Origin of the sequence: Novosphingobium tardum (genome assembly GCF_042652045.1) — a bacterium.
Taxonomy (GTDB): domain Bacteria; phylum Pseudomonadota; class Alphaproteobacteria; order Sphingomonadales; family Sphingomonadaceae; genus Novosphingobium; species Novosphingobium tardum.
In genome coordinates, this window is the sequence record NZ_JBHSDR010000003.1 from 672,641 (window position 1) to 691,570 (window position 18,930).

The 18,930-nt window shown below is 66.3% G+C and carries 17 protein-coding genes; 12 read left to right on the forward strand and 5 right to left on the reverse strand.

Going from position 1 to position 18,930, the window contains the following annotated elements; all coding sequences use genetic code 11:
* Positions 1 to 17 precede the first annotated feature (17 nt).
* The gene (locus ACFO0A_RS03420; protein WP_379537569.1) at positions 18 to 518 is read right to left on the reverse strand and encodes a winged helix-turn-helix transcriptional regulator; all 501 of its coding nucleotides are present in this window, start codon (positions 516 to 518) and stop codon (positions 18 to 20) included.
* Between the two features lie 164 nt (positions 519 to 682).
* Here ACFO0A_RS03420 and ACFO0A_RS03425 point away from each other — a divergent pair, with 164 nt between their 5' ends.
* From ACFO0A_RS03425 to ACFO0A_RS03460, 8 genes are all read left to right on the forward strand, one after another.
* Entirely contained in the window at positions 683 to 1,054 is a 372-nt protein-coding gene (locus tag ACFO0A_RS03425) for a CC_3452 family protein (RefSeq protein WP_379537570.1), read from the forward strand.
* Between the two features lie 195 nt (positions 1,055 to 1,249).
* The gene (locus tag ACFO0A_RS03430) at positions 1,250 to 1,972 is read left to right on the forward strand and encodes a hypothetical protein (protein ID WP_379537571.1); all 723 of its coding nucleotides are present in this window, start codon (positions 1,250 to 1,252) and stop codon (positions 1,970 to 1,972) included.
* An 81-nt stretch (positions 1,973 to 2,053) separates the two neighbouring features.
* A complete protein-coding gene (locus tag ACFO0A_RS03435; protein WP_379538155.1) occupies positions 2,054 to 3,037 on the forward strand; it encodes an SPFH domain-containing protein in 984 nt (327 codons plus the stop codon).
* Positions 3,038 to 3,041: 4 nt separating this feature from the next.
* Positions 3,042 to 3,491, forward strand: coding sequence for an NfeD family protein (locus tag ACFO0A_RS03440; RefSeq protein ID WP_379537572.1), 450 nt, complete (start codon positions 3,042 to 3,044; stop codon positions 3,489 to 3,491).
* Between the two features lie 81 nt (positions 3,492 to 3,572).
* Positions 3,573 to 3,998: a peptide-methionine (R)-S-oxide reductase MsrB gene (gene msrB / locus ACFO0A_RS03445; RefSeq protein WP_379537573.1), complete on the forward strand. Its 426-nt coding sequence runs from the start codon at positions 3,573 to 3,575 to the stop codon at positions 3,996 to 3,998.
* A 106-nt stretch (positions 3,999 to 4,104) separates the two neighbouring features.
* The gene (locus ACFO0A_RS03450) at positions 4,105 to 6,354 is read left to right on the forward strand and encodes a transglycosylase domain-containing protein (protein ID WP_379537574.1); all 2,250 of its coding nucleotides are present in this window, start codon (positions 4,105 to 4,107) and stop codon (positions 6,352 to 6,354) included.
* Between the two features lie 91 nt (positions 6,355 to 6,445).
* Positions 6,446 to 8,392, forward strand: coding sequence for a S9 family peptidase (locus ACFO0A_RS03455; RefSeq protein ID WP_379537575.1), 1,947 nt, complete (start codon positions 6,446 to 6,448; stop codon positions 8,390 to 8,392).
* Between the two features lie 73 nt (positions 8,393 to 8,465).
* Positions 8,466 to 8,708 carry a hypothetical protein gene (locus ACFO0A_RS03460; RefSeq protein WP_379537576.1) on the forward strand — a complete coding sequence of 81 codons (243 nt, stop codon included), beginning with the start codon at positions 8,466 to 8,468 and terminating at the stop codon, positions 8,706 to 8,708.
* A gap of 72 nt (positions 8,709 to 8,780) precedes the next feature.
* On the opposite strand, the gene ACFO0A_RS03465 is transcribed toward ACFO0A_RS03460, so the two are convergent.
* The 3 genes from ACFO0A_RS03465 to hflK all read right to left on the reverse strand — a co-directional run bounded on the left by ACFO0A_RS03465 (position 8,781) and on the right by hflK (position 12,444).
* The gene (locus ACFO0A_RS03465) at positions 8,781 to 10,328 is read right to left on the reverse strand and encodes a Do family serine endopeptidase (protein ID WP_379537577.1); all 1,548 of its coding nucleotides are present in this window, start codon (positions 10,326 to 10,328) and stop codon (positions 8,781 to 8,783) included.
* A 161-nt stretch (positions 10,329 to 10,489) separates the two neighbouring features.
* On the reverse strand, positions 10,490 to 11,332 hold the full coding sequence (gene hflC / locus ACFO0A_RS03470; protein ID WP_379537578.1) for a protease modulator HflC: 843 nt from the start codon (positions 11,330 to 11,332) through the stop codon (positions 10,490 to 10,492).
* Positions 11,329 to 12,444 (reverse strand): FtsH protease activity modulator HflK, encoded by a 1,116-nt coding sequence (gene hflK / locus ACFO0A_RS03475; protein ID WP_379537579.1) that lies wholly within the window; start codon positions 12,442 to 12,444, stop codon positions 11,329 to 11,331. The genes hflC and hflK overlap by 4 nt, the downstream gene beginning before the upstream one ends.
* Positions 12,445 to 12,576: 132 nt before the next feature.
* On the opposite strand from hflK, the gene ACFO0A_RS03480 reads away from it, so the two are divergent.
* From ACFO0A_RS03480 to ACFO0A_RS03495, 4 genes are read left to right on the forward strand one after another with little or no spacing between them, the layout of a single operon-like run.
* Entirely contained in the window at positions 12,577 to 13,632 is a 1,056-nt protein-coding gene (locus ACFO0A_RS03480; RefSeq protein WP_379537580.1) for an Mrp/NBP35 family ATP-binding protein, read from the forward strand.
* A gap of 46 nt (positions 13,633 to 13,678) precedes the next feature.
* Positions 13,679 to 15,958, forward strand: a complete 2,280-nt coding sequence (locus ACFO0A_RS03485) for a molybdopterin cofactor-binding domain-containing protein (RefSeq protein WP_379537581.1) — start codon at positions 13,679 to 13,681, stop codon at positions 15,956 to 15,958.
* 5 nt (positions 15,959 to 15,963) lie between these two features.
* Positions 15,964 to 16,977, forward strand: coding sequence for a ferrochelatase (gene hemH, locus ACFO0A_RS03490; RefSeq protein ID WP_379537582.1), 1,014 nt, complete (start codon positions 15,964 to 15,966; stop codon positions 16,975 to 16,977).
* Between the two features lie 43 nt (positions 16,978 to 17,020).
* On the forward strand, positions 17,021 to 18,412 hold the full coding sequence (locus ACFO0A_RS03495; protein WP_379537583.1) for a cytochrome P450: 1,392 nt from the start codon (positions 17,021 to 17,023) through the stop codon (positions 18,410 to 18,412).
* A gap of 3 nt (positions 18,413 to 18,415) precedes the next feature.
* Here ACFO0A_RS03495 and ACFO0A_RS03500 read toward each other — a convergent pair whose 3' ends face one another.
* The gene (locus ACFO0A_RS03500) at positions 18,416 to 18,883 is read right to left on the reverse strand and encodes a thermonuclease family protein (RefSeq protein ID WP_379537584.1); all 468 of its coding nucleotides are present in this window, start codon (positions 18,881 to 18,883) and stop codon (positions 18,416 to 18,418) included.
* Between the last annotated feature and the right edge of the window lie 47 nt (positions 18,884 to 18,930).

An 18,930-nucleotide genomic window follows, 5' to 3' on the forward strand; every position in this document is an offset into this window, starting at 1 on the left:
GCTCTGTAAGAGCGTCGTCAGGCCGCGTTAGCGCGGCGGTCGACCCGTTCGAGTTCCTCGGCGTCCAGTTCGTGGCGTTCGCGCCAATGAAGGTCGTTGTGATCGAGCAAGCGCCCGTCGTGCGCGTAGATTCCGATCGGCGCGATTGGCTTGCCGTCCCGCTCGTCGCACAGGACGAGGTCGGAGGGACAACCCAGTTCGTAGCGCTCGCCCCATTCGCGCAACGCGAGCATCGCGGGCAGGAGGGCAAGTCCCTTGTCGGTTAGCCGATACTCGATCCGACGGCGGTCGTCTTCGCAATGATCACGGCGCAGAATGCCGACGTCGACCAGCTTGGACAGGCGATTGGACAATATGTTTCGCGCGATGCCGAGCGATTCCAGGAATTCCTCGAAATGGCGGACGCCGTTGAACGCGGCTCGAAGGATCATGAAGGACCAGCGCTCGCCCATCGCCTCGAGCGCGACCGGCAGGCCGCATTGGCCGATTTCGGCAAGTGGTTCTCTTAATTTGCCCATTCTCATCCTCTGACCCGTGGATATCGCATTTTTGTGGGAGGTGCAAAAATTATCGGTTTCAGGTTGCAACTAGAAACCTATTGGATTAGGTAGCGATTCGCAACGGAAAAACGAGGGCCTTTCGCCCGGTCAATTTCCGCCCAGGAATCGAAAGGGGAATACACATGAACGCCATCCTCAACCGCTCCGCCATCGGCCAGGCCGCCGTCGTGGCTCTCGCCCTGCTGGGTACCGCGGGTTCGTTCGGCATCACTGCCGGCCAGGCTCATGCCGCGACCGGCGGCCGCTACTACCGCGTCCAGCTCGAAGCTCCCGTCACCGCCGCCCGTACTCAGGTGGTCAACGACGTCGCCTTCAACTGCGCCGGTAGCGAATGTGCCGCGACCAAGGGCACCTCGCGTCCCGAAGTCGTTTGCGCCCGGCTGGCCAAGAAGGTCGGTCCCATCGCCAGCTTCACCGCCAAGGGCGAAGCTCTCGACGCCGATGGCCTTGCCAAGTGCAACGGCGTGGAGCGTTCGGAAGTCGCCAGCAAGTAATCAGCAGCTTTCGCCTTCGACAGTCCCCGGCGCGTCCGCCAGCTCTCCTGTCCACCCTGACAGCGAACAAGGACGCGCCGCTTCTCGGGCCGCGCGCGGGATATGGACCCCGCCGCGGCCCGGTTTTTTGTCCCTGAGCGACGCACCCGTTTTGTTCATGACGGGTTGCGGCGCGGTCCCTATACCGTGCGCGCCATGACGAACTCATCCCGCGCGGTTCGCGCTACCCTCATCGTTGCCGCCGCGCTCACGGGCTCCGCTATCGTCGCCCAGAGCCCGGGTGGGCCGGTGGCTGCTCAAACTCCTTCGGGCCTCAGCGCGCAGACGCGCAGCGACCTTGCGTGTGCCGCCAGCTTCGCGATCGTCGCGACCGAACAGGCGCACGGCGGCAAGGCGCTGGCCAGCTATCCCCCGATGGCGGTTCGCGGGCGCGAATTCTTCGTGCGCACCGGCGCTCACGCCATGGACGAGGCCGGCCTTACCCGCGAGGCCGTCAAGGCGCTTCTCGAAGCCGAAGTCGCGCGGCTGCAGGGCGAGGCGGCATCGCATCCCGATGCGGTCATCGCGCGCAAGATGGGCGAATGCTTGCCCCGGCTCGAAGCGACCGTCCCGCCGCTCGAACGGCCGACGCTGCCGCAATGCGCCGCCATAATGCAGCTTGCCTATGACGAGCTCCATGCGCGTGACGGGCTTTCCGCCCCCGCGCGCGATCTGAAGACGCTGGCGGCGGTGCTCGAATCGCGTGAGCGTGAGGCTTTGGCGGCGCAGGGTAAGGTGCAGGACGCGATCGACCGCGAAATCGCGGCCCAGCGCGACGCCATGCTCAAGCAGTCCCTCGCTGCCGGTCCGGGCGTGCAGAAATACGATCTGTCGGTCTGCTACGAACTCGCCCGACCCGAGGAAAAGAGCCACTACTGACAAGTACCTGCGCCGCGCCCCATTGTCGGCGCGCGCCGCGCTGCTAGACTGCCGCAGATGTCCGAAGGGGGGACGGCGAGCATGAATGGTTTCCTGATTGCGCTTGTGGCGCTGGTGGTCGTCTTTCTCCTGATGGGAGTTCGGGTCGTGCGCCAGGGCTACGTCTATACGGTCGAGCGGCTGGGCAAGTTCACCCTGGCGGCGCAGCCAGGCCTGCACCTCATCGTTCCGTTCATCGATCGCGTCGGCCACAAGGTGAACATGATGGAGCAGGTGCTCGACATCCCGGGCCAGGAAATCATCACCCGCGACAATGCCATGGTCGGGGTAGACGCGGTCGTTTTCTTTCAGGTCCTCGACGCAGGCAAGGCGGCTTACGAGGTCGCAAACCTCTATCTGGCGATCATGCAGCTCACCACGACCAACCTTCGTACGGTGATGGGCGGAATGGACCTCGACGAAACTCTCTCGAAGCGCGACGAGATCAACGCCCGACTGCTATCGGTGGTCGATCACGCGACATCGCCCTGGGGCGTCAAGATCACCCGGATCGAGGTCAAGGACATCCGTCCGCCGGCTGACATCGTCAATGCGATGGGCCGCCAGATGAAGGCGGAGCGCGAGAAACGCGCCAACATCCTCGACGCCGAAGGCCTGCGCGCATCGGAGATCCTGCGCGCCGAGGGCGAGAAGCAGAGCCAGATTCTCCAGGCCGAGGGTCGCCGCGAAGCCGCGTTCCGCGATGCCGAGGCCCGTGAGCGCGAGGCCGAAGCCGAGGCCAAGGCGACGCAGATGGTGTCCGACGCCATTGCAGCCTCAGGCGCGCAGGCGCTGAACTACTTCATCGCGCAGAAATATACCGAGGCGGTGTCAGAATTTGCCCGCTCGCCCAATGCCAAGACGATCCTCTTCCCGGTCGAAGCGACCCAGCTCATCGGAACGCTGGGCGGGGTGGGCGAACTGGTACGCGACGCCATGGCGGATCGCGAGGTTGGTGCGGCCGCGCGGCCGCGGCCCGCGCCGGTCAATCGGCCGGCCCCGCCGCCACCGCCGCCCGCGGGCTGAGCGGATGACCGAACTCCTCGAAAGCGCCGGCTCGCACTGGGTCTGGCTAGCGCTGGGGCTTGCCCTGGCCGTCGCCGAGATGCTCGCCCCGGGATATTTCCTGATCTGGCTGGCGGTCGCGGCCTTCGTGACCGGAGTTATCGCCTGGTTCGTCCCGCTGATCCTCGTCGTCCAGGTAACGGTCTTCGCGGTACTGGCCTTGCTGGCGGTCATCGCCGGACGGATCTGGCTGCGCGCGAACCCGATCATTTCGGCCGATCCGCTGATGAATCTTCGCGGCGAGCGGCTCGTAGGCGAGAACGTCCTGGTGACCGAGGCGCTCGTCGGCGGCAACGGCAGGGTTCGGCAAGGCGATTCGGAATGGCTGGCACGCGGGCCCGATGCCGCTGCCGGCACCCGGATGCGCGTGGCTGGAAGCGACGGCGCGATCCTGATCGTCGAGCACGTCGAATAGCATTTCACCCGGACCGCCGCTGGAAACGGGCCGGCGCGTTCCCATATTGCCATTCGCACATTTGCGGCGGAGACGATTTGCATGTCCGACAAGATCAAGCTCAGCGACGCCGAATGGCGTGACCGGCTGACCCCCGACCAGTACCACGTCCTGCGCGAGGCGGGGACCGAGCGCGCCTTCACCGGCGCTCTCAATGCCAACAAGGCCGAAGGGGAATATCGCTGCGCCGGATGCGGCGCGCCGCTGTTCGCCTCGGACACCAAGTACGACAGCGGCTCGGGCTGGCCCAGCTTCACCGCGCCGGTTGCGGCCGATGCGGTGGATGAAAAGCGCGATGTCTCGCACGGCATGGTCCGGACCGAGGTCCGCTGCGCGACCTGCGAGGGGCATCTCGGGCATGTCTTTCCCGACGGTCCCGGGCCTGAGGGACTGCGTTACTGCATGAACAGCGCCAGCCTGTCGTTCGCTCCCAAGGGCGACGCCGGTGCCGGAAAATCTTCTGATTAACCCCACGTTCCAAATGTCCTATGCATTGAGAAATCCGGTCGCATGGCGTGCGCTCGGATGGGGATGCGGGCCCTTGCCCCCGCGATGAGGGAACCTGCGACAGCCGATGGCAAGACGCGATGAACCGGGCCGCCGGCGCACGGGAAGCACCCAGCCTTCCCGCGGCGGCCAACCTCAGCGCGGCCGGTCCGCGAGCAGCAAATCCGAGCTTACCGGCTGGCGCCTGGCCTTGCGCCGGCTGATCGTGTGGGGCGCGGGCCTCGTAATCCTCGGCCTGGCAGTCCTGGGCATTTCGGTCGCCATGGCGACGCGTTCGCTGCCCAGCTACCAGCAGTTGAAGTCCAGCCAGGTCGGGCAAATGATCGTCGTGCGTGCAGCCGACGGCACCGAGATCGTGTCGCTCGGGCCGAGCTACGGCAAGTGGTTGCCATATTCCCGCATTCCGCAGGTGATGAAGGACGCCAGCGTGTCGGTCGAGGACCGTCGCTACTTCGACCACTTCGGGGTGGATCCGCTCGGCATCGCACGCTCGCTCGCGGTGCGGGTGAAGTCCGGGCACTGGCGCCAGGGCGGATCGACGATCACCCAGCAGCTTGCCCGGACGATCTTCCTCAACAACAACCGCACGTTCGCCCGCAAGGTGCGCGAGGGCGTGCTGGCGCTGGCGCTCGAGCAGAAGTTCACCAAGGAACAGGTCCTCGAGCTCTACCTCAACAAGGTCTATTTCGGGGGCGGCGCCTACGGCATCGATTCCGCCAGCCGCAAGTTCTTCAACCATCCCGCCGACACGCTGAGCCTGCCCGAGGCCGCGATCATTGCCGGGCTGGTCAAGGCACCGTCGCGCTATTCGCCCACCGCCGATGCACAGGCCGCGATCGATCGCGCCAACGTCGTCCTCCAGACGATGCAGGCGAACGGCAAGATCAGCGCTGGAGAGGCCGCGCACGCCGACATCGATGCGGTGAAGCTTGCGCCTCAGGAAGGGCAGAATTCGGTCCGCTACTTCACCGACTGGGCGCTTCCCCAGCTCGATATGCTGCTGCCCGATAATACCGAGCCGATCGAGGTCTGGACGACGCTGGACATCGGCATGCAGCGCGCCGCGACAGCCGCGATCCAGGCCAACGTGCCCCGCGGTTCGCAGGGCGCGCTGGTCAGCCTTGACCGGGACGGCGGAGTCCTGGCGATGGTCGGCGGCACCGATTACGTCAGCTCGAACTATAACCGCGCGACCAACGCCGTGCGCCAGCCGGGGTCGGCGTGGAAGTTGTTCGTCTATCTCGCGGCGCTGGAAGCGGGCTACACTCCGACCGACAGGGTCGTCGACGAACCCGTCACTATCGACGGGTGGAGCCCGCGCAATTCCGGCGGGACCTACGCCGGCGCGATCGATGTGCGCACTGCTTTCGCCTATTCGAAGAACACTGTCGCCGCGCAGCTCGGCAACGAAGTGGGCTTCGGCACCGTCGCCTCGATGGCGCGGCGCTTCGGTATCACCACGCCGATCAACACGATGCCATCGATGGTGCTCGGCACGTCGGACGTGCGCGTGATCGACATGACGCGGGCGTTCGCGGCGGTGAGCGCCAAGGGTTCCGCGGTCGATCCCTACGGCATCACCAAGGTGACCACGCTCGACGGCGAGGTGCTGTACCGCCATCCGCGCGAAGGCGGACAGGCGCTAGTCCCCCCCTACGTCGCGGCCGGAATTACCGACCTGCTCCAGACGGCCGTGAACATCGGTACGGGCCGCGCGGCGCAGATCGGCCGGCCTGTCGCCGGGAAGACCGGGACCACCAGCAGTAACAAAGACGGCTGGTTCCTCGGCTTTTCCAGCGGGATCACCACGGGGGTATGGATGGGCCGCGACGATGCGCGTGCTGTTCCCGGCCTGCAGGGCGGCACTGCCCCGGCGCGCGCCTTTGCGGCTTACATGCGCTATGCCGTATCCAAGCGTCCGGTCGAGAATTTCGAGACTGACCTGAAGTTGCCCGAATGGCAGCTTGAGCCTGACGACGAGGCGAATTTCGGCGATCCCGGCAATTACCAGTACGTCGATGAGCAGGGCAACCTGATCGACCCGACCCAGCCAGCCGAGGTTCCCGCTCCGGGCGGCCAGCCGGTGCAGCCGGCGTTCCCGCCAGAGGGCGAGATGGTGCCGTCCGCACCCCCGGCGGCAGCTAACGACGATTTCCTCGACCAGGCGACCGGGGCAAGGGCACCGGCCGATCCCGCGGCGGCGGGGCCGGGCCAGCGGCCCACGAACCCAGGTCCGCGGATCATCCGCATACCTCCCGATGGACCTGTGCGCGGCGCTCCGTCTCCGTCCCCCAGTCCGGTTCCCCGCGGCTACTGAGGATATCCGCGGGAGGCAGTCGAGAGGGAATTGCCGCACGTCCCGCGATCGCTATGGTTCCCCCTGAAACGAATTTTCGAGGGGGTTTTTGATGCGTCGCATTCTTGTCGCCATGTTGCTAGCCACCGCTGCCGGCCCGCTTGCCGCGCAAAGTCCGGTGTCCGCGCTGCCCGTGGCGGTTTCCCCCAAACCAGCGGCGCTCGATGCGCAGGACGTTCCCCCCGTTCCCCTTGAACTGGTCGCCAAGACAAGGCCCTACCTCGAATCGCGCAGTGCCGGTTTCGCCGGATGGGATCCCAAGACCCGAGCCGTCCTGATCGCCACGCGCTTCGGCAACACCAGTCAGCTTCACCGCGTGGCAACGCCCCTCGGCGCGCGAACCCAGATCTCGTTCGAGGCGGAACCCGTCAGCGGCGCCTATGCTCCGGACAAGGGCGACGTGATCGTGGTCCAGAAGGACACAGGCGGCGACGAGTATTACCAGCTCTACACCCTCGCCAGTGGACGCCTGACGCTGCTGACCGACGGCAAGAGCCGCAACGAGGGCAACGCGTGGAGCGAGGACGGTGAGCTCGTCGGTTTCAGTTCCACCCGCCGCAACGGCGCCGACAGCGATCTCTACGTGATGAATCCGCGCGATCCGGCATCCAGCCGAATGGTCGCGCAGGTCAAGGGCGGGGGCTGGGGCATCGCCGCCTTTGCGCCGGACAAGTCGAGCGCGATCGTCGCGAACTACCAGTCGGTCCAGGACGTCGATCTCTACCGGCTCGACCTTGCCAGCGGAAGCATGACGCCGATGGGCGACAACAAGCTTCAGGTAGCGCAAGGCGGAGTCCAGGTCGCTCCGGACGGAACGATATGGCTGGTCTCGGATGCGGGATCCGACTTTGCCCGGCTCGGGACACTCGACCCCGGCACGGGCAAGTTCACGCCGCGCGGACCGGCCGAGAAGTGGGACGTCGACGGCTTCGACATGTCGAAGGACGGCAAGACCATCGCCTATATCGTGAACGAGGCGGGCGCTCACCGCATGCGCATCCTGGACGTGCCGACCGGGGCCACGCGAACGGTCGAAACCCTTCCGGCGGGCGTCATTTCCGGCCTCGAAATCGCGCCATGGGGCGAAATCGGCTTTTCGATGAGCTCGGCCCGCAGCGCCAGCGACGTATGGTCGGTCGATCCATCCACGCTGGCCGTCACACGCTGGACGCAAAGCGAGACCGGCGGCCTCGACGTGAAACGTAACAGCGAGCCAGAAATCGTGACGGTAAAGAGCTTCGACAAGCTCCCCGTTTCCGGACTGCTCTACCTGCCCGACCCGGCAAGGTTTCCCGGGCCGCGCCCGCTGATCGTAAGCGTGCATGGCGGGCCCGAAGGCCAGAGCCAGGCCGGCTTTCTCGGCCGCAACAACTACCTTCTCAACGAGCTTGGCATCGGGATATTCCTGCCCAACGTGCGCGGATCGACCGGCTACGGCAAACGCTTCGTCAGCCTCGACAACGGGCCGTTCAAGCGGGAGGATTCGGTCCGCGACCTGGGGGCCATGATCGATGCCCTTCGAAAGGACAGCCGGATCGATCCCGCACGCGTAGGCCTGACCGGCGGATCGTACGGCGGCTACATGTGCTATGCTGCCGCGGTACAGTTGAAGGACCGGCTGCGCGCGACCCAGTGCACGGTCGCCATCTCGAACTTTGTCAGCTTCCTCGAAAATACCAACGCTTACCGCCGCGACCTGCGCCGGGTTGAATACGGGGACGAGCGGGACCCCCGCCAGCGCGCCCAGCTCATGAAGATCTCGCCGCTTACACGGGTGGGAGAGATTACCAAGCCGATGTTCGTCATCACCGGCGCCAACGATCCGCGCGTCCCGAAGTCCGAAGCGGATCAGATGGTTGCGGCGATCCGGGCAAAGGGCGGCGAGGCCTGGCATCTCGTCGCGGCGAACGAAGGGCATGGATATGCCAAGAAGGAAAACGTCGATTATGCCTTCTGGTCGGCGCTCCAGTTCTGGCAGCGCTACCTGCTCGGCCAATAAATTTCGAACCTCGCCGCGAACCTTTGCCCCGCCCCCGCGTTAGCCAAATACAGGTTTGCCAAGGAGCGCGACGATGGGACTTCTGCGACTGGCCGCCATTGGCGGCATCGGTTACGCGGTTTGGAAGGCAATTTCAGGTTCGGGCGGCAAGCTGCAGCATGCCGGATTTGCGCCGGGAGAAAGCGACGGCGCGAATTTCGCCAAGGTGCGCACCGCCGGCCCGGAAGGAATGCGCAGTAATCCGCCGGAGTGGGACAAGACCGACCAGGCGATGGACGAAAGCTTTCCGGCAAGCGACCCGCCCGCCACGTATTGAACCGGGCCTAGAACAAAGAAGGGCGGGCGCCTCGCGGTGCCCGCCCTTTTCATTTGGACTTGCCGAACGCGATCAGCGCAGGCGGATCGGAACGAAGATCGCCGGCTGGCCGCGCCGCTGCACGCGCAGCAGCAGCGCCTCGCGGCCTTCCGACTGGGCCGAGCGGACCGCGCTCTCCAGGTCGGCCGCAGCCGCGACCGGGCGGTTGTTGACCGACAGGATGATGTCGCCGCGTTGCAGACCCTTGGTGCCGGCATCGGACGACCCGTCGACCGCGGAGACGACGAGGCCCTGAGTATCCTGGCTGACGCCGAGCTGCCCCGCGATCGTCGGAGTAAGCGGCATGACCGCCAGGCCCACTGCGCGCTCGATCAAACCCTGCTGGCTTGGCGTCGAGGGCGCACGCCCGAAGCTGTTGTCGTCGCCCTGCGGCTGAGAGCCGAAGCTGCGCGCGGCCAGTTCTTCCTCGCTCGGACGCTTGCCGACGGTTGCGGTGATGCTGAGCCGGCGACCGTCGCGGATGAGGTCGATCGGGATACGCTTGCCCGGCGCGATGTTCGCGACGAGGTAGGACAGCGTCTGGTCCGGCGTAACGTCCTTGCCGTCCACCCGCATCACCACGTCGCCCGCCTTCAGGCCTGCGGCAGCGGCCGCCTGTCCCGGCTCGACCGACTGGATGAACTCGCCGCGGTTGTGCGGAAGGCCAAGGCTGGCGGCGAGATCGTCGCTGAGCGGCTGGATCTGCACGCCCAGGTAACCGCGCTCGATGGCTTTGCCCGCGCGCAGCTTCTCCACGATCGGGGCAGCGATTTCGGCGGGAATGGCGAAACCGATGCCGACGCTGCCGCCGGTGGGCGAAAAGATCGCATTGTTGATGCCGATGACGTTGCCTTGCATGTCGAACATCGGACCGCCCGAGTTGCCGCGATTGATCGCCGCGTCGGTCTGCAGGTAGCGGTCATAGGCGCTGCCGGTGCCGGTGTTACGATAGACGGCAGAAACGATGCCCGACGTGACCGTCCCGCCAAGGCCGAAGGGGTTGCCGATGGCGATCACCCAGTCGCCGACGCGCGCCTGGCGCGAATCGCCGAACTTCACGAAGGGCAGGACCTTCTTTGCATCGATCTTGAGAACGGCGAGGTCGGACGCGGCGTCCTTGCCGATCAGCTTGGCCGGATACTCGGTCCCGTCCGGCATCGTGACCGTGATCGCTTCGACGGTCGAACCCGTGCCTTCGGCCGAAATCACGTGGTTGTTGGTGACCACGTAGCCATCGGGCGAGATGATGAAGCCCGAGCCCAGCGACTGCGCCTCGCGGGTCTGCGTTCCCTGCGCCCCGCCGCCGCCCTGACCGCCGCCGAAGAGGCCTTCGAACGGGGTGCCGGCAAACGGATTGTCGGCCACGCGAACGCGCTGGCGGGTAGAGATGTTGACCACCGCGGGCTGAAGCTGCTGGGTGAGGTCGGCAAAGCTCGCGGGCGCACCGGCCCGAGGCACGACCGACTGCATCTCGCGCTGGTCGTTCTGTGCAACCTGTGCCCCCGCGGGATAACCGGTGGCAAGGGCGATCGCGCTGCCGGCAACCAGCAGCGCCGAAGTTACTCCATAAGCATATCGCACTGGTATCGATCCTCTTGCTCGCAGGTCGGCGGGGATGGCCCCGCCGGCTTTGAATATGGGAACCGCCTGCCCGATTCCCAGTGGCTGACCTTCGCCGGATTCACGCCAGATCGCCTTAACGCCGATTGAATGACGGCGCGGGGGTTCGCGGCTCGCAGCGCCTACTTTCCGCGGAACTGGCGCAGGTATTCGTTGTCAGGCGAAAGGATGATCGAAGTCGATCCGTCCTTGGTGGCAAAGGTCGTGTCGTAGCTCTGCATGGCGCGGTAGAAGTCGTAGAAGCCCGGGTCCTTGTTGAAGGCCTCGGCATAGGTCTTCGACGCCTGCGCCTCGGCCTCTGCGCGGATGATCTGGGCCTGCTTTTCGCCTTGCGCGCGGATCGTCGCCGCCTCCTGGTTCCGGGCCGACTGCATGCGCGTGAACGCGCTGTCGAGCGGCGTGCCGTCGGGCAAGTCGGCGCGCTTGATCCGCACGTCGATGACCTGTGCGCCGTATTCGCGGGCCTCGCGGTCCAGCCCCTTGCGGATCTGCACCATCGCCGCGCCGCGATCGGCCGTCAGCAGCGACTGGAAGCTGCGCTTGCCCAGTTCCTGGCGCAGGACCGAGTTGAGAATGGGCTGAAGCTGTTCGGCCACGCGCTCGGTAGAACCGGCAGTCTCGACCATCTTCAGCGGGTCGATGATGCGGAAACGGGCATAGGCATCGACTTCAAGCCGGAGCTGGTCGGTCGAGGTGACCTGCTGGCGCTCCATGTCGACGTCGAGGACGCGCTTGTCGACCCACACCACCTGTTCGAAGAACGGCACTCGAAAGACGAGGCCCGCGCCGGTCTGGCCGAAATCGCGATTGGGGAGGAAGCGGTTGACGACGCGAACCGGCTCGCCGAACCGGACGATTACCGCCTGGCTGGTTTCGGGAACGACGATAAGGCTGCTCATCAGCGCGATCAGCAGGACGATCGCCCCGATCAGCATCGGGCGATATTCGCGCCAGAAATCGTTCATCGCCCTGCCTCCGTCGTTGCCGGGGGCGTGGATCGCTTGACCTCGGGAAGCGGAAGGTAGGTCTGCACGCCCGGGGATTCGACGATGGTCTTGTCGGTCTGGCTCAGCACGCGCTCCATCGTTTCGTAGTACATGCGGCGGCGGGTCACTTCGGGTGCGAGCTTGTACTGGGCATAGACCTTGTCGAAGGCCGCGGCCTCGCCCCCGGCGCGCGCGGTCAGCTGCTGCGCCCAGGCCTGTGCCTGGTTGATCTTGCTTTGCGCGTCCTGCTGCGCAGCAAGGACGTCCTTGAAGGAATCGATCACCTTCTCCGGCGGATCGGCTTTCTTGATCTCGACGCCCTGGACCATCACGCCCGAACGGTAAGCATCAAGAATCGCCTGCATCCGGGTACGCACGTTCTGTTCGATCTGCGAGCGACCCGAGCCGCCCATCGCCTCGGTGAGCGACACTTCAGCAACGGAAGCCCGCATTGCGGCCTCGGCCACTTCCTTGACCGTGTCGTCAGGCTCGGCGATCTGGAAAGTATAGAGCTTGAGGTCCTTGATGTTCCAGCGCACCAGGTAGCTGAGATCGACGAGGTTCTGGTCGCCCGTCAGCATCAGCTTCTCGACGTCCCCTTCCGGAATTGAATCGCGCCGGATCGAGGTAACGTCGGTGATCGTCACCGCTTCGATCGGCCAGGGCAGGGTCATCGACACGCCGGGACGGATCGTGCGCGAATACTTGCCGAAGGTCGTGACGATGCCCTCTTCCTTCGGGCCGACCTGGTGGACCGTGGAAAGAAAGAACCAAACCGCCGCGATCCCGGCAAGGATCAGGGGGAACCAGCTCTTGCCGTCGGGTCGGTCGGGCAGGCGGGGAAACCCGCCGCCACCGCCGCCGCCGCGGTTCCGCGCGTTGCGGGCCTTGAAGATGTCCTCGATCCCGGCAGAGCGGCGGGGCGCTTCAGGGCCGCCTTCGCGTGAGGGCGGAACCCAGGGATTGCGCGGACCTTCCGGCGCGCGCGGAGGAGGGGTATCGGCGGTCGGTTCGGGCGGCGCGCCGGGAGCTTCGCCCTCCGCGGTATCGTCTCCGCTTCCGCGGCCCCACGGGCTCTTTTTGCCCGCCATGGCAAGGCCGCCCCAAACTGCCGCGCCAGCGCGCGCTATCCGTCCACCCGATCCCGTCATGCTTCGGTTATAGGCATGCGGTCCCCGGAAAAACAGTGTCGCCGCCGATTTTCCTTTTGTAGGGGAGGCGCCATGGATGAAACCCCGAGCCACGGCCCCGACGCGGGCGACCGCGAACCCGCAGACCTCGCCCGCGCCGCGCTTGAGCCGGTAGCCGGCAACGCCGTCCAGACCCTGCGCGTGGCGGACGGCGTGGCGAGCGTGGTTCTCGACGTGGCGGAGCTCGACCGCCTCGCGCGCGACCGGCTCGAGATCGCCGTGCGCGGTGCCTTGCGCCAGGTTCCGGGGGTGGCTGAGGTGCGCGTCGCGATGACCGCGGAGCGCGATCCGAGTACGGCGCCCACGCCAACGCCGGCGGCTGCCCAGGGCGCACGGACAGGCCCGCGGATCATCGCGGTCGGGTCGGGCAAGGGCGGTGTCGGAAAATCGACGCTGTCGACCAATCTTGCCGTCGCGATGGCGCGCCAGGGGCGCAAGGTCGGGCTGGTGGATGCGGACATCTACGGTCCCTCGCAGCCTCGCCTCCTCGCCAACGAGGGGCAGCGCCCCGAAGCGCAGGGGAACAAGCTCGTTCCCGTTCCCAGCCCGTGGGGTGTGCCGCTGCTGTCGATGGGGCATCTGGTCCCTCCCGGCCAGGCGATTGCCTGGCGCGGGCCGATGGCGGGCAAGGCGCTCGGCCAGTTGATCGATGCCGAGTGGGGCGACGTGACCGATCTCATCGTCGACCTGCCGCCAGGCACTGGCGACGTGCAGCTATCGATGCTGCAAAGCCACAAGCCCGCTGGTGCGGTTATCGTCTCGACGCCGCAGGACCTTGCGCTGATGGACGCGATGCGGGCTATCGGCCTGTTCGAGCAGGCCGGCGTGCCCATCGTGGGCCTTGTCGAGAATATGGCCGGCTATATCTGTCCGCATTGCGGTGAGGAAAGCGACCCGTTCGGTATCGGCGGCGCCGAAGCGGCGGCCAAGGCGATGGGGCACGCCTTCCTGGGCCGCATTCCGCTGCAAATGTCCATCCGGGTGGACAGCGACGGCGGGCGTCCGCCAGCCGCAGGCGAAGGCCCTGTCGCCGATGCCTTCGCTTCCATCGCCCGGCGGCTTTCGACCTGGCTCGATAACCAGAAGTGACCCAGCCCGCCGCGCCCGCACCGGGCCATGATCCGACCCTTTGCCGATGCAGTTGAGCCGCAGGGGCCTGCTTGTGGGCGCTGCGGGCGGTGGCCTGCTGGTTGCCTATGCGTTGATGCCCCGGCGTTATCCCTTGCCACTTTCTCCCGCCCCCGGGGAAACCGCGTTCAATGCCTGGATCAAGGTCGCGCGTGACGGCGTGGTCAGCGTTGCCGTGCCGCAGTGCGAAATGGGGCAGGGGATCACCACCCTGATTCCGCAGATCGTGGCAATGGAGCTTGGCGCAGACTGGCGCCAGATCGCGGTCGAACCCGCGGCGATCAGCGCCCAGTACGCGAACCCGGTGCTGGCCGCGAGATGGGCCGGGATGTGGGCAGGGCTGGGCGAAGGACTGGCCGGCAGCCCCGAGGACCTCCTTGCCCGACGCTTTGCCGAGAGCCATCGCCTGATGATCACGGCCGACGGCACTGCGCTGGCCGCCTACGAAGAGCCCGTGCGCGAGGCGGCGGCCGGCGTGCGCAACCTCCTTGCGCAAGCCGCCGCCGATCGCTGGGGCGTCGCCTGGGAGGAATGCGAGGCCGAGGCCGGATTCATCCTCCACGACCGCAACCGCGCTCGGTTCGGCGAACTCGCTGCCGAGGCCGCGACTTATTCCGTTCCGTCGCCCGCGGTCATGCGTCCGGAAGCGCCACGCGAGCGGCCGCGCGACGCATTGGCGGGCCTGCCGCCGCGCTATCCCCGGCTCGACGCTCCGTCGAAGGTCGACGGCAGCTTTGCGTTTGCTGGCGATATCCGCCTGCCGAACATGGTCTATGCCGCGATCGCGCACGGGCCGATTGGCGAAACCGTTCTGTCGCGCTTCGAGCCGTCCGGCGCGAAGGGGATTGTCGGTCTGGTTGGTGTCGTTCGTACGCCACACTGGCTGGCAGCGGTGGGCACTAGCTGGTGGGCCGCGGACCGGGCGCTCGCCGCGATGCGCCCCCGCTTCGACGCGCGTAGCCTCGCCGACAGCGGCACGATCGACAACGCGATGGATGCCGCCTTGCGTAGCGGGCGCGCGCACCGGCTTGCCGAAATCGGCGATCCCGATGCCCTTATCGGCACCAAGCCCAGCCTCGCCTCTCGTTATGAAGTCGCGCCCGCGCTTCACGTAACGGTGGAAACTTCGACCGCGACCGCGCGGCTTATCGATGGCACGCTCGAACTGTGGGTTGCGACCCAGGCGCCCGAGCAGGCTCGCCGCGCCGCCGCGCGCGCGCTCAAGCTGGCCGAGGCAGATGTGGTCATCTATCCGCTGCCCGCAGGTGGCAGCTTCGATCGCCGGCTGGAGCAGGACGTTGCCGTGGAAGCCGCGATTATCGCGCGCGAGGTCGGGCGTCCGGTGCAGCTCGTCTATTCGCGCCACCAAGAAACGCTGCGCGGTTGGCCGCGAACGCCGGTCATCGCGCTCCTGGCCGCGAAGACTGTCAGCAGCGGAGGCATCGCGGCATGGCGGGCGCGGCTCGCGCTGCCGGGAACCTCGCACGAATTCGCCTCGCGGCTGTTCGACCTGGCTGGTCCGTTTGCTGCCGCCGTCGACAACGGCGAGCGCAAGGACCCGCTGGCGCTGGAAGGAGCGGCGCCGCCTTATACGATCCCCAATCTCGCCGTTGACCATGTCCCGGTCGAGATCGGCCTGCCCACGGGCCGTTACCGCGGCAATGCCAACGGCTACACCGCCTTCTTCACCGAAAGCTTCGTCGACGAGCTAGCCCATCTTGCCCGGCGGGAGCCATTGTCGTTCCGGATAGAGATGCTCGCCGGCGACGAACGCCTCGTCGGCTGCCTGATCGCCGCCTCGCGCCTCGGCCAGTGGGGTGGCGGCGGCGATGCCAGCGGGCAGGGAGTGGCCTGCCACCGGATCGACGACATTGCGGCTCCGCGGAAGGGCGGCGGACGGATAGCGGTGATCGCGACCGCAAGACGCGACGCCAGCGGCGTGCGGGTCGACAGCCTTGCCGCGGTCGCCGACATCGGCCGGATCATCAACCTCGACATCGCGCGCCAGCAGATCGAGGGCGGCCTCGTGTACGGCCTGGGCATGGCGATGGGCGGTGCAGCGGCTTATGATCGCGGCATTCCGGAATCGAGCCGCCTTGCGTCGCTTGATCTGCCGCTCATGGCCGATTGCCCGCGAATTAGCGTCGAATTCGTGGATAGCGACGCACCTCCGTTCGACCCCGGTGAACTCGGCGCCGTGGCGGTTGCACCTGCGGTGGCCAATGCCCTGTTTTCGGCGACCGGCCTGCGATTCCGCAGGTTGCCCCTGCTTTCCGAAGGACTGTAGACGCTGTGGATCAACCCCCAAGCCATCCAGCCATCGCGCCGCCGCGGGTCGGCGTACTCGTCGTCAATCTCGGGACGCCCGATGCACCCGATGCGCGAAGCGTGAAGCGCTACCTCGCCCAGTTCCTGTCGGACCGGCGGGTGGTCGAAATACCGCCGCTGCTGTGGCAGCCGATCCTGCGCGGCATCATCCTCAACACGCGTCCGGCCAAGTCGGCGCACGCCTATGCCCAGGTCTGGGGGGAAGATGGTTCACCGCTGGCCGCGATAACCGCCGCGCAGGCACGCGAACTTCAGGCCCGGCTTGGCGAAGGCGTCCTCGTGCGCCACGCGATGCGCTACGGCAATCCGTCGATCCCCGATCAGATTGCGGCGATGAAGGCGCAGGGCTGCGAGCGGATCCTGTTCGCGCCGCTTTACCCTCAGTACAGCGCGGCCACGACTGCAACCGCAGTCGATGCCCTGGCCGATACGCTGAAGGCGATGCGATGGCAGCCGGCCATGCGGACTTTGCCCGCTTATCACGATCATCCGGCCTATATTGCCGCACTGGCGAGCGATCTTGCGCGGCAGATCGGCTCGCTTTCCTTCGAACCCGAAGTGCTGGTCCTCAGTTTTCACGGAATGCCTCAGCGCACTCTCGATCTTGGCGATCCGTACCATTGCCATTGCCGCAAGACCGCGCGCCTGGTCGCGGAAGAGCTGTCTTCGTCCCACCCGGGCTTGCGCATCGAAACAGCATTCCAGTCGCGCTTCGGCCGGGCGAAATGGCTTGAGCCGGCCACCGATGCAGTCCTTGCGAAGGAGGCCGCGGCGGGCACGCGCGCGCTGGCGATAGCCGCGCCGGGGTTCTCAGCCGACTGTCTCGAAACGCGCGAGGAACTGGCCATCCGGGGGCGCGAACAGTTCCTTGGCGCAGGCGGGCGCGAATTTGCGGCGCTCGATTGCCTAAACGTCTCCGACAGCGGCATGGACATGCTGGAAACGCTCATGCGAGGAGAGCTTGCAGGCTGGATTTGACCGATGTAACTGCTTACATAAAGGTAAGTAACACGAGGATCGAATGGCAACGCTTGCTCCCCCGGCTCATTCCACTGCGCGCGCGTTCACTCACTGGTCGCGGCAGCTCGATCCCAAGGCGCTCGACCACATTCCGGGCGAAGATGGCTGGCCGATCGTAGGCACGACGCTGAAGGTGCTGGCGAACCCTGCGGGCTACGGCGAATACATGCGGCGGACTTATGGTCCCGTGTTCCGTGCCAACAGCTTCGGACGGCGTCAGGTATCGTTGGCCGGCGCGGACGCGAACGAGCTTGTCCTGTTCGATCGCAACAAGACCTTCAGTTCCGAGCAGGGCTGGGGTCCCGTGCTCGACCTGCTGTTCCCGCGCGGCCTTATGCTGATGGATTTCGAAAAGCACAGGGTCGACCGGCGGGCGCTGTCGATCGCGTTCAAGCCGGAACCGATGCGCCACTACGCAGACGCGCTCAACGCCGGGATTTCCGAGCGAGTCGCGCAATGGGGCACGGGCCGCGAAATGCTGTTTTACCCGGCGATCAAGCGGCTGACACTCGACCTTGCGGCGACCAGCTTTCTCGGCCTGCCGCTCGGACCCGAGGCCGACCGGCTGAACAAGGCTTTCGTCGATATGGTCCAGGCCTCGATCGGGGTGGTGCGCAAGCCGCTGCCTTTCACCGCGATGGGGCGCGGCGTGGCGGGGCGCAAGTTCCTGGTCGAATGGTTCACTCCGCAGGTGCTGGAACGGCGCGCGGGCGGTGGGCAGGACATGTTCAGCCAGTTCTGTCGCGCTACGACGGAAGACGGCGAGCCATTGCCGGTCGATGCCGTGGTCGATCACATGAGCTTCCTGATGATGGCGGCGCACGACACCATTACCAGCTCGGCTACCAGCCTGATCTGGCTGCTGGCGAAGAATCCGGAATGGCAGGACAAGCTTCGGGCCGAAGTGCTGGCGGTGACCGGCGGATCAGGCCGCGCGCTTGCTTACGACGACCTCGGCAAACTGGATCTCACCGAGATGGCGTTCAAGGAAACGCTGCGCATGATCCCGCCGGTTCCTTCGACCCCTCGTCGCGCATTGAAGGACTTCGAATTCGGCGGTTATCGGATTCCCGCGGGCACCCCGGTGGGGATCAGCGCCGCCTCGGTCCACATGATGGAGGAACACTGGCCCGAGCCCACGAAGTTCGATCCGATGCGGTTCACGCCCGACAAGATCGCAGCGCGCCACAAGTATGCCTGGGTGCCGTTCGGCGGCGGAGCGCACATGTGCCTCGGGCTTCACTTTGCCTACATGCAGATCAAGATACTCACCGCCCAACTCCTCACCCGTTACCGGATCGAAGTCGAACCCGGCTACGATCCGGCGTGGCAGCCCTGGCCGATCCCCAAGCCGAAGGACGGCCTGCGCGTGAAGATGGTGCCGCTGGACTGACGCTCAACACCAATTGCGCCGACGCCCGCGCCAGGGCTCGGCCAACCCTTCGCTGACCAGCCGGGCACCCAGGCTTTCGCGTTTGCGGGTCACTATGCGCAGGAGCCTGCCATACCTGTCGGTATCGCGCGCCACCGCCGCGAGGGTGAAAGGCCCGTTATTGAGAAGCGCAGTTAGCCTGCGGGTGGCGGCATCGCCAAGCAGCGCCTCTTGCACGCACCCGGCACCATGCGTTTCGGGGGTGTTGATGTCGGCGATGCGGATCTTCTCGCCATTGAGCCAGAACGTGTCGCCATCGACCACGCAAGTCATCCGCACACCCGCGCCGCACGATGCGAAGCGTGCGGAAACCCGTTCCGCCGCGCCCTCGGCGGCGGCCGCTCGCCCCGTCGTCGTAGCGAGGATCAGGCCGATGCACAGGATCGCCAGGTGATGGGCAAGACCGACCTTGCGCGAATGTTTGTAACGCATCGCGCGAGGTTGGGCAGCAGCAACCGCGCGGGCAATTCAGGGTGATT